The following is a 23,176-nucleotide window of genomic DNA, read 5'->3' as shown; positions in this document are numbered from 1 at the left end:
ATGCGCCGCCCCACCGCCCCGCTCACCGCCCTCGCCCTGACCCTCGCCCTGACCGGCTGCGGCGCGAAGGTCTCCGACGACGGCAAGCACGCCGCCAAGCCCTCCGGCCACTACCCCGTCACCGTCGAGAACTGCGGCACCCGCACCACGTACGACAAGGCCCCCGGCCGCGTGGTCACCAACGACGTCGGCATCACCGAGATCATGTTCGCGCTCGGCCTGGAGAACCGGATGGCCGGCTACGTCATGCCCGACAACGTGGGCAACCTCGACGCCGTCCCCTGGAAGGCCGCGTACGACAAGGTCCCCAGGCTCTCGAACAAGGCCATCACCAGGGAGATGGCCCTCGACGCCCGCGCCGATCTGGTCTTCGCGGGCTGGAACTACGGCTTCGGCGAGGACAACGGCCTCACCCCCGCCTCCCTCAAGAAACTCGGCATCGGCAGCTACGTCCTGACCGAGTCCTGCCACCACGGCGCGGACGGCAGCGCCCGCGGTGTGATGCCGCCCCTGGAGGCGCTCTACACCGACCTGGAGACGCTCGGGAAGATCTTCGACGTCGAGGACCGCGCGGCCGCCCTGGTGAAGAGGTACAAGAAGCAGGTCGCCGACGCCGCCGCCAAGGCCCCCGCACCCGCCGAACGCCCCTCCGTCTTCCTCTACGACGACGGCCGCGACAAGCCGCTGACCTCCGGCAAATACGCCGGTCCGCACGACATCATCACCAAGGCCGGCGGCGACCACACCATGAAGGACCTCAAGGACTCCTGGACCACCGTCGGCTGGGAGACCGTCGTCGCCCGCAACCCCGAGGTCATCGTCATCAACAACTACGGCGACACCTCCGCCGCCCAGAAGAAGGCCTTCCTGACGTCCTACCCGCCGCTCGCCAACGTCTCCGCGATCAAGCACCACCGGATCTACGTCATGGACTACGCCGATCTGGTCGAAAGCCCCCGCAATCCGGCCGCCATCAGCGACCTGGCCCGCTATCTGCGCGGCGTACGGGCAGCCGGCTGACGCGGCGCACATACGTACCCCCGTCCGCCCTCCTACACTGGCTGTGTGGTGACCACCGACTGGCAGAGCGACCTCCGCAGGCGCGGATACCGCCTGACCCCGCAGCGTCAACTCGTGCTGGAGGCTGTGGACAGGCTGGAGCACGCCACCCCGGACGACATCCTCACCGAGGTGCGCAAGACGGCGGGCGGGGTGAACATCTCCACCGTCTACCGCACCCTGGAACTCCTCGAAGAGCTGGACCTGGTCAGCCACGCACACCTCGGACACGGGGCGCCGACGTACCACCTCGCCGACCGCCACCACCACATCCATCTGGTGTGCCGGGACTGCACGGACGTCATCGAGGCGGATCTGTCGGTGGCCGAGCCGTTCACCGCGACGCTGCGCGAACAGTTCGGCTTCGAAACGGATATGAAGCACTTCGCGATCTTCGGGCGCTGTACGGCCTGCCGTACCAAGGCCGCGGAGGGCGACGGCTGAGCCTGCCCCCACCGAGTCGTAGGCTGGCCCCATGCTGCGACATTCATCCGCCAGCCCCCTGCTGTCGCTGCCCGGCGCCGTCCCCGCCGAGGCTCCCGACGAAGGCGTCGCCGCGCACTACGGCGACCTCTTCCGAGAGCAGCGCGCCCTCGCCGACGGCACCGGCTTCGTGGACCTCTCCCACCGTGGCGTGATCACCGTCACCGGCCCCGAGCGGCTGAGCTGGCTGCACCTGCTGATCACCCAGCACGTCAGCGAACTCCCGCCCGGCCAGGCCACCGAGGCGCTGATCCTCTCCGCGCACGGCCACATCGAGCATGCGCTCTACCTCGTCGACGACGGCGAGACGACGTGGATGCACACCGAACCGGGCAACCAGGAGGCGCTGATCGCCTACCTGGAAAGCATGAAGTTCTTCTACCGGGTCGAGGTCACCGACCGCACCGACGAGATCGCCGTCGTGCATCTGCCCGCCGGCTCCATCACCGAGGTGCCCGAGGGCGTCGTCGTACGCGAGAACCCGCACGGCCGCGATCTGTTCCTGCCGCGCGCCGACCTGGAGGGATTCGCCGCGGCACACGGCCCGGCGATCGGCATCCTCGCCATGGAGGCGCTGCGCGTCGAGGCCCACCGCCCGCGCCTGGGCCTGGAGACCGACCATCGCACCATCCCGCACGAGCTGGGCTGGATCGGCACCGCCGTACACCTCCAGAAGGGCTGCTACCGCGGCCAGGAGACCGTCGCCCGGGTCCACAACCTGGGCAAGCCGCCGCGCCGGCTGGTGTTCCTGCACCTGGACGGCAGCGAGGTGCATCTGCCGCCGCACGGCACCCCCGTACGCCTCGCCTCGGAAGGCGAGGAGGGCCGGCAGCTCGGCTTCATCACCACCTCGGTCCGCCACCACGAGCTCGGCCCGATCGCGCTCGCCCTGGTCAAACGGAACGTCCCGGTGGACGCCCAGCTGATGGCGGGCGGCACGGCCGCGGCGCAGGAGGTCGTCGTCGAGCCGTAGCGCCCGACAAGGCCGCCGGCGCCGCCGGCGCGGGCCTGGGGGCGGACGGGCCCTACACCTCCACCAGCACCGTGAACGGCCCGTCGTTCGTCAGTGACACCTTCATGTCCGCGCCGAAGCGGCCGGTCTCCACATGGGCGCCCAGCGCCCGCAGCTGCGCGACGACCTCGTCGACCAGCGGCTCGGCGACCGGCCCCGGCGCCGCGGCGTTCCAGGTGGGACGACGGCCCTTGCGGGCGTCACCGTAGAGAGTGAACTGGCTGATCACCAACAGCGGCGCCGCGGTGTCCGAGCAGGACTTCTCGCCCTGCAGAATCCGCACCGACCACAGCTTGCGGGCCAGCTGCGCCGCCTTCTCCGGGGTGTCCTCGTGTGTGACCCCCACCAGCACGCACAGCCCCTCACCGACGATCTCCCCGACCGTCTCGCCCGCCACCTCGACGCGTGCGCCGTCAACTCTCTGCACCACAGCTCGCATACCCGCCATGATGCCGGGCGACCAACCGGCTTCGGACAGCCGTGCCCCCACGGGGGCCGTTCGGGTGCCATGGCCCTGCAGAAGGACCGCCCAGAGTGGCACGATGCGTGCACGTGGTGCGTTTCATGGACAACATGCCCTGGACGCGGCCCGGACGAGGGGACGGAACGACTCATGAGCACTGCCGGCGCCGGACAAACTCCCGGTCCCGTACCACCCGCCCGTACGACACCGACCGGACGGACCGCACCAAGCGCCCCCGTGCCAGACACCGCACGTACGACACCCGCCGCTCCGGCGCCCCCCACCGCCCTCACGACGACCACCACCGCACTGACGACGACCACGGCAGCGGCTCGCGTCGAGCCCTCCGGCACCGAGGACGGCCCCATGCTCCCGGCAGGCCAGGCGCAGCACCCCCGCCCCCCGCAGCAGCGCGACCGCTGCCGCCCGGCCGCCACGCCCGATCTCTGCGGTCTGGGGCTGCCCGAGCTGCGGGTGGTCCGCCGTGATTCCCAGCAGGAAGAGGCCGATCTGAGCTATCTGCGGCGGCTGTTGCAGGGCCGGATCGACATCCTCCGGGCCGAGATCGCCCGCCGCACCGCCCAGCACTCTCCGCTGCTCGACCGGCTGCCCGAGATCCTCACCGATCTGCCGTCGCGGCACCGCTCCTCGGCCCGGCATGTGACGGTCGGCACGCCGCACAGCGAGGAATATCGCAGGCTCGCCGAGGAAATGCTCGGTGAGGTGGAACTGTCCGATCTCACCGCGCGTACGGACCAGGAGCTGCATGACGCGATGGGCCGGCTGATCCGCTACGAACGGCAGGTGTCGCTGCGTCGTCAGTCGCTGCAGCGCACCACCGACGATTGCAGTGCGGAAATCGCCCGCAGGTACCGTGAAGGCGAAGCACAAGTAGACGACCTGCTGTCCTGACCGGGCCACAAGCCTCCGGGGGGTGGCGGTCACTCCCCGGAAGGCCGCCGATGACCTCGCCCACCCCGATACCCCAGCCGACCCAGGGATCCCTCACCTCCCCGGATCCCGCGACGGCCGCGTCTTCTCCTGCTTCTCCCGCTTCTCCGGCCTCCTCCGTCTCCCCCGTCCTCGCCGAGGTCGTCCGCTCCGGCTTCGTCGAGGGCCGGCACCGTGGCTCCCTGGTGGTGCTCGCGGCCGACGGCAGCGTGGAAATGGCGCTGGGCGATGTGGCCGCCCCCGTCTTCCCCCGCTCCACGAACAAGCCGATGCAGGCCGCGGCGATACTGCGGGCCGGCCTGGAGCTGTCCGGCGAGCGGCTGGCGCTGGCCGCCGCGAGCCACTCCGGTGAGCCGTTCCACCTCGATCTCGTACGGACCATGCTGGCCGAGCACGGCCTGACCGCCGACCAGCTGCAGACGCCGCCGGACCTGCCGCTGGACCCGGAGGAGGCCGAGGCCTACCTCGCCTCGGGACGGGTCCGCGACCGCCTCACCATGAACTGCTCGGGCAAGCACACCGCGATGCTGGCCGCCTCCGCGCTCAACGGCTGGCCGCTCGCCTCGTACCTCGATCCGGCCCATCCGCTGCAGCAGCTGGTCGCCGACGGTGTCCGCACCGCAAGCGGCGAGGACGTCGCCCACATCGGCACGGACGGCTGTGGTGCGCCTCTGCTGTCGCTGTCGCTGACCGGTCTGGCCCGCGCCTTCCGGCACTTCGTACTGGCCGAGCCCGGCACCCCGGAGCGACGGGTCGCGGACGCGATGCGTGCCCACCCCGAGTACGTCGCCGGCACCCGCCGCCCCGACACCTGGCTGATGCACGCCCTCCCCGGCACCCTCTCCAAGATGGGCGCCGAGGCGGTCCAGGCCCTGGCCCTCCCCGACGGCCGCGCCCTCGCCTTCAAGATCGACGACGGCGCCACCCGCACCCTCGGCCCCATCCTCGCCCGCACCCTCCGCCTCATGAACATCGACGCCCCCGTCCTCTCCCGCCTGGAGGACGCGCCCCTCTTCGGCGGCGGCACCCGGGTGGGCGAAATCCGCGCGGCGTTCTGAGGCCAGTCGCGGGGCTGGGGCCTTGCGGTTTCCGTGTGTGCCGCTCGGTGGGGGCTGGGGGCCTGCGGGGTCGTCGCGTGCCGCGGGGGCCGGAGGGGCCGCACCGGCCCCTCCCCCAGCCTTCGGCCGGGAGGTGCCCGGGGGCACCTCCCGGCCGAAGGCTGGGGGAGGGTTACCGGGTGTCCGCTCCGGCCCACCCACGGTGCAGAGGCGAAGCGGCCCAGCCACGACACACCCCCGCCACAGAACCACACGCCCACCCGCCACCGCTGCCGCTGCCGCTGCCGCTGCCGCTGCCGCTGCCGCAACGACGACAGCCTGCCTAAAGTGGCGGTGACACAGTGCACTCGCGTGTGCGTGTGTGCACGCACCACCCACCACAGCAGGAGGCCGGCGACCATGAGCGACGCGAATCCCGAGCCGCGGGGGCCCGAGGCGATCGAGCACGCGCACGACCCCGAGGTGCTCCAGCTCGCGGCCAAGGTGTTCGACCTGGCGCGGCACGGTGACACCGACACCGTCGCCGCGTACGTGGACGCGGGCGTCCCCGCCAACCTGACGAACGACAAGGGCGACTCGCTCGTGATGCTGGCCGCCTACCACGGCCACCCCGCCACCGTAGAAGTCCTGCTGCACCGCGAGGCCGACCCCGACCGCCCCAACGACCGTGGCCAGACGCCGCTCGCCGGTGCGGTCTTCAAGGGCGAGGACGAGGTCATCAAGGTCCTGCTGGCGCACGGCGCGGACCCGGCGGCGGGCACGCCCTCGGCGATCGACACGGCCCGGATGTTCCAGAAGACGGAGCTGCTGAAGCTGTTCGGAGCCGAGTGACCCGGACGGCGGCCCACACCCACGGCCCTTGACCTCAAGCTCGCTTGAGGTCCTAGTGTCGAGTCCCGACGGCGGCACCGCCGCTCACCGACTCCCACGCCACGCCATGAAGGGCCCCACATGTCCGAGCACCCGTACCGCCTCGCAGTGATCATCGGCAGCACCCGGGAGGGCCGGTTCGCGCCCGTCATCGCGAACTGGTTCACCCGGCACACCGAGAACCACCCGCACATCGACGTGGACGTCATCGACCTGGACACCGTCCGCCCGTACGAACTCCGTTACGGCAGCGAGGAGTACGAGACCTTCGCGAAGCGCGTCGACGAGGCGGACGCATTCGTCGTGATCACCCCGGAGTACAACCACTCCTTCCCGGCCCCGCTCAAGCACGCCATCGACCTGCTGCGCCCCCAGTGGCAGGCGAAGCCGGTCGGCTTCGTGTCGTACGGCGGGATCTCCGGTGGCCTCCGCGCGGTCGAGCAACTGCGGCTGGTCTTCGCCGAGTTGCACGCCACGACGGTGCGCGAAACGGTGAGCTTCCCGCTCGCCGGCAACCTCTTCGACGACGCCGGACACCTGCACGACCCGGCCCCCGCCACCCAGGCCGCCGACGCCCTGCTCAACCAGCTGACCTGGTGGGCGGTCGCGCTCCGCGAGGCCCGCGCGACCCGCCCGTACGGCGGCTAGGGGCGGCCACCAACGGCCACCAGGGCCACGCCCACCGGCCCGCCACCGAGCCGGCCTACCACCCCACCGGCCCGCCGCCCACCGGCCCGTTACCCCTCCGGCCCGATCGCCCGGTCGACGAGCGCCGAGATCAGCCCATCGGCCTCCTCGGCCGGGACCACCCCCGGCAGCGTGAGCTGCTCCAGCATCAGCCCGGTCATCGCGAGATAGATCAGCACCACGGCGGTACGGTCCCCCGGCAGCCCGCCCTCCAGATGGAAGCGGATGTCCTCGTCGAGCGTCGCCCGAATGGCCCGGGTCAGCTCCGTCCGCAGCTCGGGCCGCCGGGTCGCCTCCAGGCGCAGCTCCAGCATCGCCAGATAGCCGGTGCGGTTCTCGGCCACCCGGCGGTTGATCCACCCCATCAGCTCGGCCACCAGCGCCCGGCTCGGCGGCGCCGCCATCACCGCGGTGACCTCGTCCGGGTCGGGCGCGATCCGCTGGTGGATCTGCCCGGTGACCTGGGCCAGCAGGTCGTCCCTGCTGGCGAAGTAGTTGGAGGCGGTGCCGTTGGGCACGCCCGCGGCCGTGTCGACGGCCCGGAACGTCAGCCCGCGCGCACCGTCCCGCGCCAGCACCTCGATCGCGGCATCCACCAGCGCCGCACGCCGCTCAGGGTTACGCACCATGCCGTCCACCTCTCTCCATACCGACCGCCTCCGTCTGCGGAAATCCAGAAAACCTCTTGCAACCACTACAGTCAAAGTACTACAACTGCAGTTGTTGCGGCGGGAGCGACCTGCCGCGAACAGAGAGGTTCACCATGCGCTTCACCAAGCTCGGCACCGCCCTGCTCACCGACGACGTCACCGCCAGCACCCGCTTCTACGTCGACCACTTCGGCTTCCGCCCGCTCGCGGAACTGGGCTGGTACGCCAGCCTCCAGCACCCCCAACACCCTGAATACACCCTGGACTTCGTCGAGCGCGGCCATGAGGCCATGCCCGAGGGGTTCCGCGCCCAGGAGACCGGCGGCGTACTCCTCGGCTTCCTCGTGACGGACGCCGCGGCCGAGGAGGCGGCACTGCGCGCCAAGGGCGTCTCCATCGCCGAACCCCTACGGGACGAGCCCTGGGGCCAGCGCCGCTTCAACGTCTGGGGCCCCGAGGGCACCCTGATCGAGGTGCTGCAGAACATCGACCCCGACCCGGACTGGATGGCCGCACAGGGCCTGTGAGTTGCCGACCTCGGGCCGAACTCCCTTGCCCGCCGGGCCGGTACGCGTCCGATACTTGCCCGGGAACGACGACGCAGGGGGAGCCACGCCATGAGCACACGCAGCGCAGACAGCACGGGCAGCACACACAGCGCGGGCAGCACGGGCAGCGCACACGCCGCACGCAAGGGGCCGTACGAGTGCGGGCTGGACGCCGCCGTGGATGTCATCGGCGGCAAATGGAAGGTCCTGCTGCTGTGGGCGCTGGCCCAGCGCCCACAGCGGTTCGGTGAGCTGCGCCGGGAGCTGCCGAAGATCAGCGAAAAGGTGCTGGCCCAGCAGCTGCGCGAGCTGGAGGCCGACGGCATCGTGCACCGCGAGATCTTTCCCCAGGTACCGCCGAAGGTCGAATACTCGCTCACCGACTTCGGCACCTCACTCAACGAGGCGCTGGCCCCCCTCGGCGCCTGGGGCCGCGCCCATATGGCACACCTGGAGGCCACCTACCCCCAGCGTCACCCCGCCGAGGCCTGACCACCGCCGCCACCATCGTCACCACCAGCGCCGTTGTCACCACCGGCACCGCCGACCTGCCGCGCCTCACGGGCGGCGGTCAGCGCCCGCTCGAAGCCGTGCTGGGTGGCGTCACACCACTGCATGAGGTCCACCAGCAGCTCCTGCAGATTCTGGCCCGGGCTCCGCCGCCAGCCCCCTTCGGACAGCGCATACGCCCGCAGCGCCTCCTCCGCCCGCGCCACCCGGTCATCGGCCCCAGTCGCCATGACTCCCCCACCTCACTCGTCAACCCACACCGATAGCCGGCACCGATCCGGGATCGACTCGACCGACCCGGTCGCCGCACCGCTCACTCCCGCCGTACGCATCGCGCCCGACACCCTCCGTACCAATGCAACCGCATCGGTACGGCGCCGGGCAACCGAATAACTTCCCCGGCTCAGCGGCCGCTCCGCACCGCCGTCGCGATATGCACCGTCATCGCGCACGGAATACGACCGTCCGGCAGTGCCGTCTCCGCCGACTCCGCCTCGAAGCGGACCCGCAGATCCGCGGTGACCGCGGGGTCCAGCGGCCCGAAGTCGTAGAAGCCGCCCAGGCAGTCCCAGATCCGTTCCGGCGGGCCGGTCAGATCGATCCGTACGGTCTCCCACTCCGCCGGCCCGAACCCGGCCGGGCCGAACACCGCGTCGAACCCCTCACGGGTCCGCAGCCGCCGGTCCCCGAGCGGCGGAATCCGCTGCTCCGCGGGCGCCGCCTTGAACAGCGGTACCGCAAGCCGCAGAAACCTCTCGTACGCCTCACCACCGGCCGCCCCACCGCCCAGGACGACGGCCAGCGTGCCGCCCGGATCCAGCACCCGCGCCAGCTCCGCCGCGACCCGTTCCGCATCGCTCATCAGCATCAGCGCCATATGGGATACGCAGCCGTCGAACCGGCCGTCCGGGAAGGGTAGTTGCTGCGCCCGTCCCACTCGCAGGTCGGCCCGGTCGACGCCCGGGCGGCGGCGCGCCAACGCCAACTCCTCGGCGGACAGATCGATTCCGGCGAGGGCACGGCCCGCCTTCCGCCCCTGCTCGCCGAGGAGTTCCAGCAGCAGCCCGTCGCCGCACCCGAGATCCAGCACCCGCGCACACCCCGACACCCGGTCCCGCAGGATCTCGTAACTGGACCGGCCGTCCTCGGCCCGCCCATGGGCCATCGCCCGCGCGGTCACTGCCGGATGCGCGGCATGAAAGGCGCGCAGAAATGCTTCCTCAACCGTCGTCATCCGCCGATCCTAGGAGCCTTCCGCGGCGCCCCGCCCGTCATTCCCCGGCCGGCCGCTCCTGCAGTGCCCAGCCGTTTCCGTCCGGGTCGCTGAAGTAGACGAACGAGTTCCACGCCCCGCCGGGGCCGTCGGCCATCGCCCCGTTCTCCACGTGCTGTACGGGGCCGGCCGCCACACCCCGCTCGACCAACTGCGCCCGGGCCGCGGCGATATCGGACACCACCAGCTGCAGCCCCTGCACCGAACCGGGCACCACCTCCGTGACGCCGGCGCCCGCGCCGATCACGATCGAGCAGCCCGAACCCGGCGGCGTCAGCTGCACAATGCGCACCTCGCCGCCGACGCACATGTCGTGATCGACGGCAAAGCCCATCTGCTCGCTGTAGAACCGCTTCGCCCGTTCCACATCGGTCACCGGAATCGGCACCAGTTCGAGCTTCCAGTCCATGGCGCGCCGCCCTTCCGTAGGGACGACGGCCCAGGAGCAGCGACCGTCGGCACCAGCCTTGTCACGCTGCAAAAAGTCTAGGGAGCGAAGGGCGGATGCGCGCATCCATTGACGGAGTGAGTACTCACTCCGTAGCTTCGATCCCATGACACCACCACCCCGCCGACGCGCCCCCGGTATGAGCGTCGAGGAGCGTCGGGCCATGATCGTGGCCGCCGCGCTGCCGCTCGTGGCGGAGTTCGGCGCGGCCGTCACCACCAGCCGGATCGCACGCGCCGCAGGCATCGGGGAGGCCACGATCTTCCGGGCCTTCAAGGACAAGGACGAGGTGCTGGACGCCTGTGTCGCCGAAGCGGTCGGCACGGACCACGTCCTGCGCGAGCTCGCCTCGATCTCCCTGACCGAACCGCTCGACGTACGGCTGACCGAAGCCGCCGATGCGCTGCGCGCGCACATGGAACGCATGGGCACCGTCGTCAGCGCCCTCTACGCCTCCGGTCACCGCCGCGGCCGCGAGCACGGCCCCGGCTCCCGGTCCGGCGACGGTCCGCCGCCGGACAGCCGGGCACAGTCCGTCACCGCCCTGCGCAACGGCATCATCGAGCTGCTCGAACCCGACCGGGTCGCCTTCCGCATGCCCCCCGAGAAGGTCGCCTCCGCTTTCCTGGGCCTGCTCTTCACCCGCCTGCAGACGCCGGCTCCGGAGGGCGACGCGAGCCTCACACCCGAGGAGCTCATCGCCGTACTCCTGCACGGCACCCTCAACCACCCTGGGAGCGCCTGATGGCCGTAACCCTCAACCACACCATCGTCCCGGCCGCCGACCACCGCGCGGCCGCCCACTTCTTCGCATCGGTGATGGGCCTGCCGGAACTCCCGCCGGCCGGCCGCCGGGGGCACTTCGCCCCCGTCCGCGTGAACGAGACGCTCACCCTCGACTTCATGGCCGTGCCGGACGCCGAGGGCCATCACCTCGCCTTCGACGTCGACCCCGAAACCTTCGACGCCGTCCTCGCCCGCATACAGGCGGCCGGCATCCCCTACGGCAACGACCCCACCGAACCGGACAACGGCCGCATCGACCATCCCCTGTGCCCCCGCGGCCTGTTCTTCCTGGACGACACCGGCAACCTCTACGAGGTCATGTCACCGGCGTAACCACCCACGCCGCCCTTCTCCCCCTCCCCCTTCCCCTCCCCCGGCCCTCAGCCCCCAGTCCCCTCCGGCCTCCGGTTGCTGCTCCCCCTCACCCGTCTCACCCGTCTCACCCGTCTCATCCGTCGACGAACGTCATGCTGACCTCGTCGTATCGCGTACCGGCGATCCGGCCGGCCGGTGCTGCGGCGTCGATCGCGGCGAGTTCGTCGGCGGACAGCTCTATGGCGAGCGCGCCGAGGTTCTCCTCCAGGTACTTCTGCCGGCGGGTGCCGGGGATCGGCACGACGTCGTCGCCGCGGTACTGCACCCAGGCCAGGGCGAGTTGTCCGGCGCTGACGCCCTTCTCTGCCGCGATGTCGTTGAGCTTCTCGACGATGGCCAGGTTCTGCTCCAGGTTGCCGTCGGCGAAGCGCGGCTGGCTCCGGCGGACATCGGACTCCGACAGCCCCTCCACGGAGGTGTAGCGCCCGGTCAGGAACCCACGCCCGAGCGGCGAGAACGGCACCAGGCCGATACCGAGTTCACGGCACACCGGCGCGATCTCGTGCTCCAGATCGCGGGTCCACAGCGACCACTCGCTCTGCAGCGCGGCGATCGGATGCACCGCATGCGCCCGCCGCAGCGTCGCCGCGCCCGCCTCGGACAGTCCGAGGTAGCGCACCTTGCCGGCCTCGACGAGTTCGGCCATCGCGCCGACCGTCTCCTCGATCGGCACGTCGGGGTCGACACGGTGCTGGTAGTAGAGGTCGATGTGGTCGACGCCGAGCCGGCGCAGCGACGCCTCGCAGGCCTGCCGTACGTAGGCGGCGTCGCCGCGGATCGCGGTCGGCTCACCGAACCGGTTGGCGAACCCGAACTTCGTCGCCACCACCACGTCGTCCCGCCGGCCGGCGATGGCCCGGCCGATCAACTCCTCGTTGTGGCCCGCCCCGTAGAAGTCGGAGGTGTCCAGCAGGCTGACACCGAGGTCGAGCGCCCGGTTGATGGTCGCGATCGACTGCTCGTCGTCCGAGTCCCCGTAACCGTGGCTCATCCCCATGCAGCCGAGCCCCTGCGCGGAAACCACCAGCTCGCCGAGGTGACGCGAGGGAATGTTCGTCGTGGTCATGCTGCTGCTCCTCCTGGACGTACGGCGGGACGGATCGTGAACCTCGATGTCCCGGCCCCGTGTTCATGTGCCTCGGACCTCGGGTCCCTGATCCCTGGGCCTTCATTTCGGGCCCGTCCCGTGATCCCGTCAGGACGGTATGAGTTGGAGCGCACTCCAAGTCAACAGAGCCGGCTCAGGCGTCATCTCCCGCTATCGCCCGCAAGGCTTGGCAGTGGGCGGCGAAGGCGGCGCGACCGTCGGCCGTCAGGGCGAGCCAGGTGCGCGGACGCTTGCCTACGTACCCCTTGGTGACGGCGACATAGCCGGCCTTCTCCAGGGTGGCGACCTGCCTCGACAGGACCGAGTCGCTCACCTCGACGGTATCGCGGACGAAAGCGAACTCGGCCTTGTCGGCGGCCGCCAGGGTCGCCACGATGGAGAAGCGGACCGGTGCGTGAATCACCTCGTCGAGTCCGTGGCGCGGATGGGATCCGTGACTCGGATCGGATCCGTGACTCGGATGGGATCCGTGGTGCGGACGGGTTCTGTCGTGCGGATCAGTCACCGCCGGGCCTCCAAGTAACCGCCTATCAGGCCGGGAAGGGCAACCACCACCGCGCCGGGCACCCACCACGCCACAACCCCTGGGAACCAGATACTCCCGGGCACCAGCACCGCGGCATAGAGCAGCCCCCAGGCGATGATCATGCTGGCATGCCACCGCCCGAACCCGCGCCGGGCAACGCGCTGCCGGGCCGAATAGACCGACAGCCCCGCGACCACGAGACCCCAGAAGCCGACGCCGATCGCCACGCCGTAAGGCCGGCTCAACAGCCCTATGGCGAGCACCACGACGGCTGCCGCGCAGCCGTAGACCACTTGGTACCGGACGTACCACTTCGCACCGGCCCGGACCGTTGAACTCAGCTCCTGCGCGCGGGCCAGCGCGGCCGCCGCGTCCTTCGCTGCGCACTCCGACATGTCAGTCCCCCTGCCTGATCCTGCTTGTCCTTCTCGGACTTGCTCCTGCTTCGCACCCTCATCGTGACAAGTACTTTCCAATCTGACAAGTACTTTCCAGTCAATCGATCGGGGGTGGCGGAGATGGACGGCGGGGACCGCGACAGCGGGGGGGCTGCGACGCCCGTCGGCGGATATCCCGATGCCCGGCGGACGATGGCGTGGCAAGCTCGCCGCCAATGGATACGCACGACAACGAGGCCGCCGTCGGCGCGTTGCTGCGCGGGCGGGGCCGGCGCGCATCGTTCACCGTCGCGGAGATGGTGGACCGGTGGAATTGGCTGGTGGATGCCGTGGAGCGCGGCTACTCCGACACCGTCGACGAGTACACCAACGACCTCTCCTGCCGTAACTGGCTGCACGAGGCCTGGCTGCTGCTCGACGAACACCTGCTGCTTCTCTGGACGCCGAGGATCAGGGCGCTGGACGACAGATTCGTGGCGGCGACGGTGGACGACGACGGCCAGGCGTTGGCGCGATTTCGCCGTCTGCCGCGGGCGGAGCTGTGGTGGTGGCGCCGCCATCCGCGCCTGCTCACCGGCTCTCTGGGCCGATCCCTCCGCGCCGCGGCGGCGCCCCCGTCGTACCGCGACCACCTGTGGTTCGAGGAACGCTTCCCGGACCTCGCGGAGGCGTACTGCATCACGCTGGCACACGGCCTGCCGCCCGCCGAGCTGCTGCGCCGCCTGGGCGGGCGGGAGGAACCGCTCTACGCGACGGGGCCGACCGGCACCACCGCTGTCGTCGACGCCGCGTTCGACCTCCTCGGACGCTCCGACGGCACTCGGCAGCTCATCGCCCTGACGACCGTCGGCCGCTGGACCGTGGCGATCGAGCCCAACGGCTACCTGGGCGTCACCGAGGAACGCGCACTACCGGCCTCCTCGGGCACCCGCTGGATCTCACACTTCGCCAACATCAACGGCGTCGACACCTTCCTCTGGGCCGAGGACACCACCAACCGCCTCTGCTTCGAGCCGACATTCCCCGAGAGCCGCGGCGGCAGCACCCCCGACGCGCTCCTGGACGTCATGCGCGGCATGGGCTTCCCGCTCGACCCGCAAGCCCGGGACGCCACGGAAGCCCCGCCGGCCCTGGAGGCCCAGGAGACCCAGGAGACCGGCGACTTCGTCGTCTCCGATCACTTCGACGGCTCGGAGCACGCCCTTCCGGCCGCCTTCGCCCTCGCCCAGCATCTGACCGGCGTCACCCTCACCCCGGAGCTCCTCCAGAACACCCCCTTCGTGTGCGGCAGCGCCCCGATCCGAGAGACGCCGCAGCTGGAGACGGCGAGATGACGGGCGGTCCGCAGCAGCGCGGACGGAGGTCTGTCGAGGAGCGCCTCCCCCGCACTCGCTAAGGTCGGTCCGCGTGAACTCCAACTCCCCTTTCAGCGACGCCTTCGTCCGCCTCACCGAGCCGCATGCCGCCTGGGGCGCCGAGCAGCTCGAAACCTTCAACGCCTTCCTGCCGACCGGCCCCTGGACCGCCGACCTGGATCGGTGCATCTACCGCCAGTCAGGCCGTGACCTGCGGATCTCCATCCTCGGCAGCTATGACGAGTCCGACGGCTCATGGCTGTGGGGATGGGCCAATCCCGGATTTCGGGACATGCCGGCGGTCGGCGCGGCCGAGGCGGTGCGGCAGTTCGGGCATACGCACGGCATCCGGGAGTTCACCGAGGAGCTCGTCGATCTGTCGGCGTGCGCGGACCCGCGGATGGCCGTCGAGACCCTCGCTTTCGGGGCGATGGGCGTGCTGGGCGCCGCCGGCTACATAGGCGTCCAGGCAAGTCCGGAGGCCCGGCTGTACCTGGTGCCGGACGACCCCCAGGTCCCCTGGGCGGCGCCCGACCCGGTGACACTGCCGCGGATCCTGCTCACCGGCGCGGGCGTACACGCCACTTCGGCACACGCGGTGGTGGCCGGCTACTTCGGCCACCACAAGCTCCCGCAGCGCCACGGCCCCGGCCGGATCAGCGCCGACCTGCCCACCGGCACGACGGTCGAGGTCTCCTTCGACGACGCCGGACGCATCGGTTCGGTCGAGGTCGGTGCCATCAGCGGGCCGGCGGCGCGCTGAGCTCCCAGGGAGCGCACGACACCGGTCTGTGTGCCGCGGCCCAGGTCAGGTAGTGTTGCCGAGCAGCAGAGGACCGACCGAGGAGGTGAGACCGATTCCCCGCCAGACCAGGCAGGTGCTCCCGGCTCACGTCGTTCGGTCAGACCGATTCAGGTGACCGCCCGACAGACGTGATCCGCGGAAGCGCCCCAGGCGCCCGAAAGGCTCACATGTCGTCATCTCACACGCCGTCGTCTCTCCACACGCCGTCGTCACCTCATACATCGCAGGCACCTCACACGTCGCAGGCACCTCACCCATCGCAGTCATCTCATCCATCGTCACCTCAGATGCCGCCCCACCCGTCACCTGTCTCCACCCCTCCCGCCGCTCCCCTCCCCTCGCCGCTCTCCCGCGCCGCCGTCATCACCGAACTGCGCGCCGCCGGCTGTGTCTTCGCCGAGGACGAGGCGGAGCTGCTTCTCTCCACGGCGCGTACGCCGGACGATCTCGCCGCCATGGTGGAACGGCGCGTTGGCGGTCTGCCGCTTGAACACGTCCTCGGCTGGGCGGAGTTCTACGGCCTGCGGGTCGCCGTCGACCCGGGCGTCTTCGTGCCGCGCCGCCGCACCGAGTTCCTCGTGGACCAAGCCGTCGGCCTCGGGCTCCGGAACGTCGGCCTCGGCCCCCGGAACGTCCGACTCGGGTCCCGGGCCACCGCCGCCCGTACGCACCGGCGCACGGTCGTCGTCGACCTGTGCTGCGGCTCCGGCGCGGTGGGCGCCGCACTGGCCGCCGGCCTGGAACAGGTCGATCTGTACGCGGCCGACATCGAGCCCGCCGCGGTCCGCTGCGCCCGCCGTAACGTCACCGCCGCCGGGGGCGAGGTCTACGAGGGCGACCTCTTCGACCCGCTGCCCGCCGGCCTCCGGGGCCGTATCGACATCCTGCTCGCCAACGTCCCCTACGTACCGACCGAAGAGGTCGGGCTGCTGCCGCCGGAGGCCCGCGAGTACGAGCCGATGGTGGCACTCGACGGCGGCACGGACGGGCTCGACGTCCTGCGGCGGGTGACCGCGGCCGCGCCGCAGTGGCTGGCGCCGGGCGGCCATCTGCTGGTCGAGACGAGCGAACGGCAGGTGCCGCACGCCGTGGAGGCCTTCACCCGCAACGGTCTGCTCACCCAGGTGGCCAGCTGCGACGAGCTGTACGCGACGGTCATCATCGGGACCCTGCCCGCCGAAGAGGGAGCGGGAGGGGATGAGGTGGCAGGGGCCTCATAAGGACAAGCCCCACCGGACGGCGGCCGGCCCACCACCCCTGTCCGTTCCCCATAGATCCGAATTGATGAGGCGCCTTTGAGCTGGGCTTTGTCAGTTCCGCCGGGACGGCTCGGGGCGGGTGGCCCAGTGGATCTGCAGGGCGGTGAGCCTGCTCGTGTGCGAGCTTGGCGTGGCCCACTTGTTCTGTCTGACGGCATGGCTGTGGCCTGGTGTTTTTCAGTTCCGGTGGGACTCGTCCCGTAGGGCGTCGTAGTCGTCCGGCGCTGTCACCGGCATCAGTGATCTCCAGTCGGCCCGGCGTCACGTGGTTGGCGGTGGCGAGGCGGTGCAGATACCAGCCGAGGACCTCCCCGTGGACCGGCGGCAGGGGAAGCGGCAGGAGCCGGACCGGGGCTTTCCAAGGCTCCCTCTCGCTCAGGCTGCCTTCGGTCTGCGGGCGCGCCGGCGCGGGGGCGATCAGGCTGGGGCTGCTGAGCGGCGTGGTCGAGCTCGATCGCGTCGAGCATGCGCTTGGTGATCTCGCTGCTGGCGTCCTGCACCCCAAGTTCGTTGGTTCTTAACCGACTTCCGGTGCGGCACATGCGAAGTCGTACACGGCATAGTCGGTAACGGGGACGTATCCGATGCGCTGGTAGAGGGCGTTGCTGGTGGGGTTGGCCGGGTCGGCGTACAGCACGACGTCCGTCGCGCCTGCGGCCAGCGCGGCCCTGCTCACCTCGACCGTCACGGCGCCCGCGTAGCCACGACCCCGGAGGTGGGCCGGGGTGTAGACGGGGTCCACCCGGACCATTCCGGCAATCATGGAGGTCACGGCCGCCATGGAGACGGGAGCGCCGTCCGGGGTCTCCCAGAACGTGAAGTGTCTGTCGGCGAAGCGCGAGCCGGCCCAGGAGGCGGCGTCCACGGCGGGGACTTCTCCGACGGTGTCGACGAACTCGCCGCACCAGCGTACGAGTTGCTCATGGTCCTGCTCGCCCACGACTCGGCCCCGGCCCTCTGGGCGCGGCTCCGGTGGGGTGAGTGTGCCGAGGCGGTACAGACGGATCCGCTTGCTGAGTGTCGGCGTCGCGCCTGTGTGCCGCTGCCATGCCTCGGCGAAAGCAGTGGCGGTGCTGTGGGCCGCGCTGACGTAGGGAAGGGAGTGTCCGAGGGCGGCCAGGTGGGCGGCGAGGGTGTCGGCATGCTCGGGGGTGAGGGGGGTGGGACTCAGGCCGCGGGACGGGAGGCGGTAGAAGGTGGCGCGGACCTTGCCCGCTCGCTCCAGTCGGCCGAAGACGGGGGCCTCGGCGCCGTATGTGTCCGCCCCGCCTGTTCGCAGTTTCTCGATCACTGTCAGCGGCGTGGTGTGCAGGGCGGGCCGTGAGCGCAGGAAGTCTCCGGCTCGGGCGAGGAAGTCGTCGACGTCTTCGGTCAGGTGCCAGTCATCCGGTCGCATGCTTCATGCTTCCCCATGCCGTAGGTGTGCCCCATGGTTTTCCGCCAGGGCGAGGCCGTGACCCGCCGGGGGCAGGTGGGGCTCGTATGACTCCTGGGTCGCGGCAAGGTACGAGGGCTCAGTCGCGGGCGACTGTAGAGGCGGACGCCGACAGCCAGACGGTGGACCTCGGAACCGGGCCGGGCTCAGCCCCGTGCCCAGGTTCGCCGGGTCAGAAGGCCGAACGACTCGGGAAGCCGCAGATATGCCAGGAAGGACAACAGGCCCCACCGGACGGCGGCCGGCCCACCACCCCGTCCGTACCACTTTTGCTAGCGCTTGCTTGCAATAGTTAGCACGAGGATGCAGTATCGAGTCATGGCATCACTCAACGTCGGCAATCTCGGCGAGTTCCTGCGGGAGCAGCGGCGCACCGCGCAGCTGAGTCTGCGGCAGCTCGCGGATGCCGCCGGGGTGTCCAATCCGTATCTCAGCCAGATCGAGCGCGGCTTGCGCAAGCCGAGCGCGGAGATCCTTCAGCAGCTCGCCAAGGCGCTGCGGATATCCGCCGAGACGCTGTATGTCCAGGCCGGGATTCTGGACGAGCGGCGTGGTCTGGACGGGGTCGAGGTGCAGACCGCGATACTCACCGACCCGTCGCTGAACGAGAGACAGAAGCAGGTCCTGCTGCAGATCTACGAGTCCTTCCGCAAGGAGAACGGGCTCGGTAGCGGCGGCGAGGACGGCGCTGCGAGCGGGCATGAGAACGGACGCGGTACGGACTCCCGAGAGACAGAGGCCGACGGCGGCCCGCACGCCACCTGAGCAACCGACTTCGTTTCCAGGAGGAATAACGTCATGGCCATCAACACCGATGACCTCCGCAAGGCCCTGACCGACGCGACCCCGCTGTACGCGCTGGCCGGCACCGTCGACCTGGCTGCCGAGAAGCTCGGCGAGGTGCCGCAGCTGGTCGAGAAGATCCGGAGCGAGGCGCCCAAGCGCTTCGAGTCCGTCCGCGGCACCGACTCCAAGGACGTCCAGGCGCTGGTCACCAAGCAGGCCAAGGACGCCCAGGAGAAGCTGGCCGAGCTGCTGGACTCGCTCGACGGCGACCTCAAGAAGTTCCGCGACCAGGCGCAGGAGCTGGCGCTGCAGGGCGTGGGCCGGGTCGCCGAGACCGCCGTGCGGGCCCGCGAGGGCTATGAGGAGCTGGCCGAGCGCGGCCGTGGCGCGGTGGCGACCTGGCGCGGCGAGGCCGCCAACCGGGCCGAGGACCTGGCGGTGGCGATCGAGCCGGAGCCGGCGAAGGCGGCGAGCAAGCCCGCCACGAGGACCGAGACCGCGAACGGGGCCAAGGCGGAGGCCAAGGCCACCCCCTCGACGCAGACCAAGCCGGCCGCGGCGAAGAAGCCGGTCGCGCCGCGCAAGCCGGCGCCGGCGAAGAAGAGCACCCCGCCGTCCGCGAAGTGAGGGCGAAGCGAGCGCCGGGCCGGGCCGCACTCGCGTACCGATCCGGAATCTGCTCGCTCACCTTTCGGTGAGGACGCCGTTTCACGGGCCGGGCCGGGCACACTTCAGGTGCCCGGCCCGTTGTCCGGGTACGGTGGGGCCCGATGGCGGCAGTGGACCGCCGAGGACCGATACGACACGGCTGGCGAACGGGCGGTGGATGGCGTGCTGATTTACGGGTTCCAGAGCATTCTGAGCTGGGTGCAGCTCGCCCTGGGTATCTATGCCGCCGTGATGCTGATCGACGCGGGGGTGCGCCGCGAGGACGCCTACCGCGCCGCGAGCAAGCAGACCAAGGGCATGTGGCTGATCTTCCTCGCCCTTGCCACGGCGCTGCTGTTCATTCTCCCGATCATGTCGTTCCTGCCGATCATCGGCGTCATCGCCGTGATCGTCTACACCGTCGATGTGCGTCCTGCGCTGCGGGAGGTCTCCGGCGGTGGCCGCGGACCGCGTCGCGGCGGCTCCAGCTCGGACGGGCCGTACGGGCCCTATAACGGCGGGCGCTGAGAGGGCGCGGCGGGGCCACCGGGAGCCGGTGGCGCCGGGCCGCACCCGCAGGGACGTGCGTCCCGTTACCGCCGGTCCAGCAGCAGTACGGCCACGTCGTCCGTCAGCTCGCCACCGTTCAGGTCGCGCACCTCTCTGACCGACGCGTCCAGCAGCTCCTCACCCTGGAGACCGGCCGCCATCTGGCGGCTGACCAGTTCGGCCATGCCGTCCTGGCCCAGGCGCTTGTTGCCGTCACCGATCCGGCCCTCGATCAGGCCGTCGGTGTACATCATCAGGCTCCAGGAGCCACCCAGTTCCACCTGCCGGCGCGGCCAGCGGGCGTTGGGCAGCAGGCCGAGCGCCGGGCCGCCGAATTCGTACGGCAGCAGCTGCGGCTGCTCACCGGCGCGGGCCAGCAGCGGGGCGGGGTGGCCCGCCAGGCAGAGACCGGCGCGCCGGCCGTCCGCGGAGATGTCGACGGTGCACAGCGTCGCGAAGATCTCGTCGTCCGCGCGCTCGTGCTCCAGGACCTTCTGGAGGGTGGCGAGCAGCTCGTCGCCGGACAGCCCGGCGAAGGTCAGCGCGCGCCAGGCGATCCGCAGCTCGACGCCGAGGGCGGCCTCGTCCGGGCCGTGGCCGCAGACGTCGCCGATCATCGCGTGGACGGTGCCGTCCGGGGTGCGGACGGTGTCGTAGAAGTCGCCGCCGAGCAGCGCGCGGCTGCGGCCGGGGCGGTAGCAGGCGGCGAACCGCAGATCCGAGCCGTCGAGCAGCGGCGTGGGCAGCAGACCGCGCTCCAGGCGGGCGTTCTCCTGGGCGAGCATCCGCGACTCGGTGAGCTGGCGCTGGGCGAGGTCGGCGCGTTTGCGTTCGACGGCGTAGCGGACCGCGCGGCTGAGCACCGCGCCGTCCAGCTCGTCGCGGAAGAGGTAGTCCTGGGCGCCGACGCGTACGGCATCGGCGGCGCGCTGGGCGTCCGTCTCGTAGGTGAGCACCAGCACGGCGTGCGAGGGCGCCAGCCGCAGGACGTCACGCAGCATGCCCAGCTCGTCGCCGGGGGTCCCGTCGTGTCCCGTGTCACGTTCCGCGCGGCCACCGGGCTCGGCCGGGGGCAGGTCGAGCAGGATGCAGTGCACGTCGTCGGTGAGCAGCCGCTCGGCCTCGGTGAGGTTGCGGGCGGTGCGCAGGCGGACCTTGCGGCCGGCCCAGTCCCACATTTCGGGGACATGGCTGTTGGGGTCCTCGCCGATGAGGAGCAGGGTCAGGCCCTGATGAGTCGATCCATGGTCGGCCGAAAGTCGCTGTTCGACCAGGTGCGGCTGCTCGGGCTCCTTGAGGCCCTGCGGCGCCTGGCCGGCGGCGTGCGCCGGGACGCTCGTGCCCTGGGCCGTCACGTCCCCCGCGCCCGGCGCGCCGACGACCCGCGCGGTCTGCGCGCAGGCGTCGTCCGCCGGTCCTGCCTGATGCGGCAGCACGACCGCCCGCTGGTGCGGTACGGGTACGGGCATTGGTCTGCTTCCTTCCCTCCCCCCGAGGGGTACGGCGGGCGCCGACCGGCGCTCCACCGTGCCCGGTTCCATGTCGCTCGTCGGTCGAATGAGCGGGGCACACACCGGGCACTGAGAGGCGACCATAGCGTCAGTACAGAGCGGTATGGAATGGCCGACGGCAATCGGCCATCGTCATATGCCGCACCCGATAAGCCATTTGACCTGGGGAGGGCGGAATGCGGAATGACGAACATCACCCCGCTTGAGTGCATTCAGCTACGCACCGACAACCCTCCGATAGGAAACAATCCGGTCATTTATTGCCCGAGTGATGTGCGTCATCGTGGCCGGCGTCACCATCGGGCCGTACGACGCCGAGGATCGGCATCGAACCGGCGCCGGTGATCGTCACCTGCCGGCCGGGCCGCGGCGCATGCACGATCGCGCCGTCCCCGATGTACATCCCGACATGGCTGGCGTCGGAGAAATAAATGATCAGATCGCCCGGCCGCATGTCCTTCAGATCGACCCGGTGCAGCTGCCGCCACTGCTCCTGCGAGGTCCGCGGAATCGTCCGGCCGCCGGCCTCCCACGCCCGCAGGGTCAGCCCGGAGCAGTCGAAGGTGTCCGGCCCTTCCGCGCCCCACACGTAATCCTTGCCGATCTGTGCGGTGGCGTACGAAATCGCCTTCTTGCCGGGGGCCGATGCTTTGTTGCTGATCTCTTTCAGTACGCCCGAGTCGAGCCACTTCTGCTGCTGCTTGAAGGCCAGCTCGTCCTCCAGCTTCTTCAGCCGGTCCTTTTCCTTGGCGGCCAGCCGGGATTCCAGCTTCTTTGCCGCTTCGATCTTTTTCTTGATGTCCCGCTGGGCGCTTTCCTTCTTCTTACGGTTCGCCTCCAGTCGCTCCCAGCGGTCCGTGGCGGAGTCCGAATAGCTCTCCAAGTCGCCCTTGAGATTCGCGAGTTGACTCATCACGCGCCTGGCGGCCTGCTGTCCCTTACGGGCCAGGGTGGCATTGTCGAGAAAAGCCTCCGGGTCGGCGTTGAGCATCAGCTTCGCCTCGGAGGGCAGCCCGCCGCCGCGGTACTGCGCACTGGCCAGCGCGCCCGCCTGCCGCTTGAGGGCGGCCAGCTTCTGCTGGGTGGAATCGATGGTGCGCGCCAGCTTGACGATCTCCTTCTGCTGGAGCTCGACCTGTTCCTTGGCGGCGTTGTAGGCGTCGGTGGCCTGCTCCGCCTTGCGGTAGAGGGCGTCGATCTTCTTGCGTACGTCGTCCAGGTGCTGGGCGTCGGAGTCCGCGTCATCCCGGGAATCCGTGGACGGTCCGGAGTCCGCGGTCCGCCCCGGTTCCGCGGCCGGGTTCTTCGGGTCATCGGCGTAGGCCGCCGTCGCCGTCCCCCCGAGCAACCCCATCGCGCACAGCACGACGGCGGTGCATGCCACCACCCGGCCGCCCCGTATACCCCATACGCCCCATGCGCCCTGTACACCTCGTACGCCCCGAACGCCCTGCCGTGCCCCCTGGCTCCCCACCAGCCACCTCCGGTCGTTCCGCACCGATTCGTGTGTTCCTCAGGCGCGGATGCTGCCATACCGACCGGTAATTCAACAGGGCGACGGGCCGTTTAGCGCCTGCCGGGCGGACCGGCCGCGATCCGCCCGGGAGGCCTCTTGGTACGAGC

The 23,176-nt window shown here is 70.6% G+C and carries 28 protein-coding genes; 17 read left to right on the top strand and 11 right to left on the bottom strand.

Going from position 1 to position 23,176, the window contains the following annotated elements:
- From KI385_RS26470 to ygfZ, 3 genes are read left to right on the top strand one after another with little or no spacing between them, the layout of a single operon-like run.
- Positions 1-1,020 (top strand): ABC transporter substrate-binding protein, encoded by a 1,020-nt coding sequence (locus KI385_RS26470; RefSeq protein WP_238574666.1) that lies wholly within the window; start codon positions 1-3, stop codon positions 1,018-1,020.
- A 45-nt stretch (positions 1,021-1,065) separates the two neighbouring features.
- The gene (locus KI385_RS26465) at positions 1,066-1,503 is read left to right on the top strand and encodes a Fur family transcriptional regulator (RefSeq protein ID WP_128509920.1); all 438 of its coding nucleotides are present in this window, start codon (positions 1,066-1,068) and stop codon (positions 1,501-1,503) included.
- 31 nt (positions 1,504-1,534) lie between these two features.
- Positions 1,535-2,515, top strand: a complete 981-nt coding sequence (gene ygfZ / locus KI385_RS26460; protein WP_238574665.1) for a CAF17-like 4Fe-4S cluster assembly/insertion protein YgfZ — start codon at positions 1,535-1,537, stop codon at positions 2,513-2,515.
- Positions 2,516-2,567: 52 nt separating this feature from the next.
- On the opposite strand, the gene dtd is transcribed toward ygfZ, so the two are convergent.
- Positions 2,568-2,993, bottom strand: a complete 426-nt coding sequence (gene dtd, locus KI385_RS26455; RefSeq protein ID WP_128509918.1) for a D-aminoacyl-tRNA deacylase — start codon at positions 2,991-2,993, stop codon at positions 2,568-2,570.
- A gap of 174 nt (positions 2,994-3,167) precedes the next feature.
- Between dtd and KI385_RS26450 the strand changes: the two genes are divergently transcribed.
- The 4 genes from KI385_RS26450 (at position 3,168) to KI385_RS26435 (ending at position 6,544) form a co-directional block, all read left to right on the top strand.
- A complete protein-coding gene (locus tag KI385_RS26450; RefSeq protein WP_425356954.1) occupies positions 3,168-3,929 on the top strand; it encodes an RsiG family protein in 762 nt (253 codons plus the stop codon).
- A gap of 50 nt (positions 3,930-3,979) precedes the next feature.
- The gene (locus tag KI385_RS26445; protein WP_238574664.1) at positions 3,980-5,026 is read left to right on the top strand and encodes an asparaginase; all 1,047 of its coding nucleotides are present in this window, start codon (positions 3,980-3,982) and stop codon (positions 5,024-5,026) included.
- A gap of 399 nt (positions 5,027-5,425) precedes the next feature.
- A complete protein-coding gene (locus KI385_RS26440) occupies positions 5,426-5,857 on the top strand; it encodes an ankyrin repeat domain-containing protein (RefSeq protein WP_238574663.1) in 432 nt (143 codons plus the stop codon).
- Between the two features lie 120 nt (positions 5,858-5,977).
- The gene (locus KI385_RS26435; RefSeq protein ID WP_238574662.1) at positions 5,978-6,544 is read left to right on the top strand and encodes an NADPH-dependent FMN reductase; all 567 of its coding nucleotides are present in this window, start codon (positions 5,978-5,980) and stop codon (positions 6,542-6,544) included.
- An 89-nt stretch (positions 6,545-6,633) separates the two neighbouring features.
- On the opposite strand, the gene KI385_RS26430 is transcribed toward KI385_RS26435, so the two are convergent.
- Complete coding sequence (locus KI385_RS26430; RefSeq protein WP_238574661.1) at positions 6,634-7,212, bottom strand: TetR/AcrR family transcriptional regulator; 579 nt, start codon at positions 7,210-7,212, stop codon at positions 6,634-6,636.
- A gap of 134 nt (positions 7,213-7,346) precedes the next feature.
- Here KI385_RS26430 and KI385_RS26425 point away from each other — a divergent pair, with 134 nt between their 5' ends.
- A complete protein-coding gene (locus tag KI385_RS26425; protein ID WP_238574660.1) occupies positions 7,347-7,760 on the top strand; it encodes a VOC family protein in 414 nt (137 codons plus the stop codon).
- 90 nt (positions 7,761-7,850) lie between these two features.
- Positions 7,851-8,273 carry a winged helix-turn-helix transcriptional regulator gene (locus tag KI385_RS26420; protein WP_238574659.1) on the top strand — a complete coding sequence of 141 codons (423 nt, stop codon included), beginning with the start codon at positions 7,851-7,853 and terminating at the stop codon, positions 8,271-8,273.
- On the opposite strand, the gene KI385_RS26415 is transcribed toward KI385_RS26420, so the two are convergent.
- The 3 genes from KI385_RS26415 to KI385_RS26405 all read right to left on the bottom strand — a co-directional run bounded on the left by KI385_RS26415 (position 8,255) and on the right by KI385_RS26405 (position 9,973).
- Positions 8,255-8,521 carry a hypothetical protein gene (locus tag KI385_RS26415; protein ID WP_238574658.1) on the bottom strand — a complete coding sequence of 89 codons (267 nt, stop codon included), beginning with the start codon at positions 8,519-8,521 and terminating at the stop codon, positions 8,255-8,257. The two genes, KI385_RS26420 and KI385_RS26415, sit on opposite strands and share 19 nt — an antisense overlap.
- Before the next feature lie 173 nt (positions 8,522-8,694).
- Positions 8,695-9,525: a class I SAM-dependent methyltransferase gene (locus tag KI385_RS26410; protein WP_238574657.1), complete on the bottom strand. Its 831-nt coding sequence runs from the start codon at positions 9,523-9,525 to the stop codon at positions 8,695-8,697.
- A 37-nt stretch (positions 9,526-9,562) separates the two neighbouring features.
- Positions 9,563-9,973: a VOC family protein gene (locus KI385_RS26405; RefSeq protein WP_238574656.1), complete on the bottom strand. Its 411-nt coding sequence runs from the start codon at positions 9,971-9,973 to the stop codon at positions 9,563-9,565.
- Between the two features lie 202 nt (positions 9,974-10,175).
- On the opposite strand from KI385_RS26405, the gene KI385_RS26400 reads away from it, so the two are divergent.
- Positions 10,176-10,757, top strand: coding sequence for a TetR/AcrR family transcriptional regulator (locus KI385_RS26400; protein WP_238577844.1), 582 nt, complete (start codon positions 10,176-10,178; stop codon positions 10,755-10,757).
- The gene (locus tag KI385_RS26395; protein ID WP_238574655.1) at positions 10,757-11,131 is read left to right on the top strand and encodes a VOC family protein; all 375 of its coding nucleotides are present in this window, start codon (positions 10,757-10,759) and stop codon (positions 11,129-11,131) included. The genes KI385_RS26400 and KI385_RS26395 overlap by 1 nt, the downstream gene beginning before the upstream one ends.
- Positions 11,132-11,246: 115 nt before the next feature.
- Here KI385_RS26395 and KI385_RS26390 read toward each other — a convergent pair whose 3' ends face one another.
- From KI385_RS26390 to KI385_RS26380, 3 genes are all read right to left on the bottom strand, one after another.
- Positions 11,247-12,239, bottom strand: coding sequence for an aldo/keto reductase (locus KI385_RS26390; RefSeq protein WP_238574654.1), 993 nt, complete (start codon positions 12,237-12,239; stop codon positions 11,247-11,249).
- 175 nt (positions 12,240-12,414) lie between these two features.
- Positions 12,415-12,786, bottom strand: coding sequence for a transcriptional regulator (locus tag KI385_RS26385; RefSeq protein ID WP_238574653.1), 372 nt, complete (start codon positions 12,784-12,786; stop codon positions 12,415-12,417).
- A complete protein-coding gene (locus KI385_RS26380; protein ID WP_238574652.1) occupies positions 12,783-13,202 on the bottom strand; it encodes a hypothetical protein in 420 nt (139 codons plus the stop codon). Before KI385_RS26380 ends, KI385_RS26385 begins: the two co-directional genes overlap by 4 nt.
- A 218-nt stretch (positions 13,203-13,420) precedes the next feature.
- Here KI385_RS26380 and KI385_RS26375 point away from each other — a divergent pair, with 218 nt between their 5' ends.
- From KI385_RS26375 to KI385_RS26365, 3 genes are all read left to right on the top strand, one after another.
- Positions 13,421-14,539 (top strand): DUF6461 domain-containing protein, encoded by a 1,119-nt coding sequence (locus KI385_RS26375; protein WP_238574651.1) that lies wholly within the window; start codon positions 13,421-13,423, stop codon positions 14,537-14,539.
- Between the two features lie 73 nt (positions 14,540-14,612).
- Positions 14,613-15,323, top strand: coding sequence for a DUF6882 domain-containing protein (locus tag KI385_RS26370; RefSeq protein ID WP_238574650.1), 711 nt, complete (start codon positions 14,613-14,615; stop codon positions 15,321-15,323).
- A 329-nt stretch (positions 15,324-15,652) separates the two neighbouring features.
- Positions 15,653-16,585 carry a putative protein N(5)-glutamine methyltransferase gene (locus KI385_RS26365; RefSeq protein WP_238574649.1) on the top strand — a complete coding sequence of 311 codons (933 nt, stop codon included), beginning with the start codon at positions 15,653-15,655 and terminating at the stop codon, positions 16,583-16,585.
- Positions 16,586-17,141: 556 nt separating this feature from the next.
- Here KI385_RS26365 and KI385_RS26360 read toward each other — a convergent pair.
- Complete coding sequence (locus tag KI385_RS26360) at positions 17,142-18,020, bottom strand: GNAT family N-acetyltransferase (protein WP_238574648.1); 879 nt, start codon at positions 18,018-18,020, stop codon at positions 17,142-17,144.
- Positions 18,021-18,377: 357 nt separating this feature from the next.
- Between KI385_RS26360 and KI385_RS26355 the strand changes: the two genes are divergently transcribed.
- The 3 genes from KI385_RS26355 to KI385_RS26345 all read left to right on the top strand — a co-directional run bounded on the left by KI385_RS26355 (position 18,378) and on the right by KI385_RS26345 (position 20,021).
- On the top strand, positions 18,378-18,824 hold the full coding sequence (locus KI385_RS26355) for a helix-turn-helix domain-containing protein (RefSeq protein WP_128509903.1): 447 nt from the start codon (positions 18,378-18,380) through the stop codon (positions 18,822-18,824).
- A 33-nt stretch (positions 18,825-18,857) separates the two neighbouring features.
- The gene (locus KI385_RS26350) at positions 18,858-19,472 is read left to right on the top strand and encodes a hypothetical protein (RefSeq protein WP_238574647.1); all 615 of its coding nucleotides are present in this window, start codon (positions 18,858-18,860) and stop codon (positions 19,470-19,472) included.
- A 204-nt stretch (positions 19,473-19,676) separates the two neighbouring features.
- On the top strand, positions 19,677-20,021 hold the full coding sequence (locus KI385_RS26345; RefSeq protein ID WP_181923886.1) for a DUF2516 family protein: 345 nt from the start codon (positions 19,677-19,679) through the stop codon (positions 20,019-20,021).
- A gap of 65 nt (positions 20,022-20,086) precedes the next feature.
- Here the strand turns inward: KI385_RS26345 and KI385_RS26340 are convergent, their stop codons facing one another.
- Positions 20,087-21,511 carry a PP2C family protein-serine/threonine phosphatase gene (locus KI385_RS26340; protein ID WP_238574646.1) on the bottom strand — a complete coding sequence of 475 codons (1,425 nt, stop codon included), beginning with the start codon at positions 21,509-21,511 and terminating at the stop codon, positions 20,087-20,089.
- 295 nt (positions 21,512-21,806) lie between these two features.
- Positions 21,807-22,937, bottom strand: coding sequence for a C40 family peptidase (locus tag KI385_RS26335; protein ID WP_238574645.1), 1,131 nt, complete (start codon positions 22,935-22,937; stop codon positions 21,807-21,809).
- Positions 22,938-23,176: the final 239 nt, after the last annotated feature.

This window comes from Streptomyces inhibens, from assembly GCF_022221585.1.
In the GTDB taxonomy this organism is placed as follows: Bacteria; Actinomycetota; Actinomycetes; order Streptomycetales; family Streptomycetaceae; genus Streptomyces; species Streptomyces inhibens.
The sequence above is the reverse complement of the archived record's forward strand: the minus strand, read 5'-3'. Positions and strand labels throughout refer to the sequence as shown.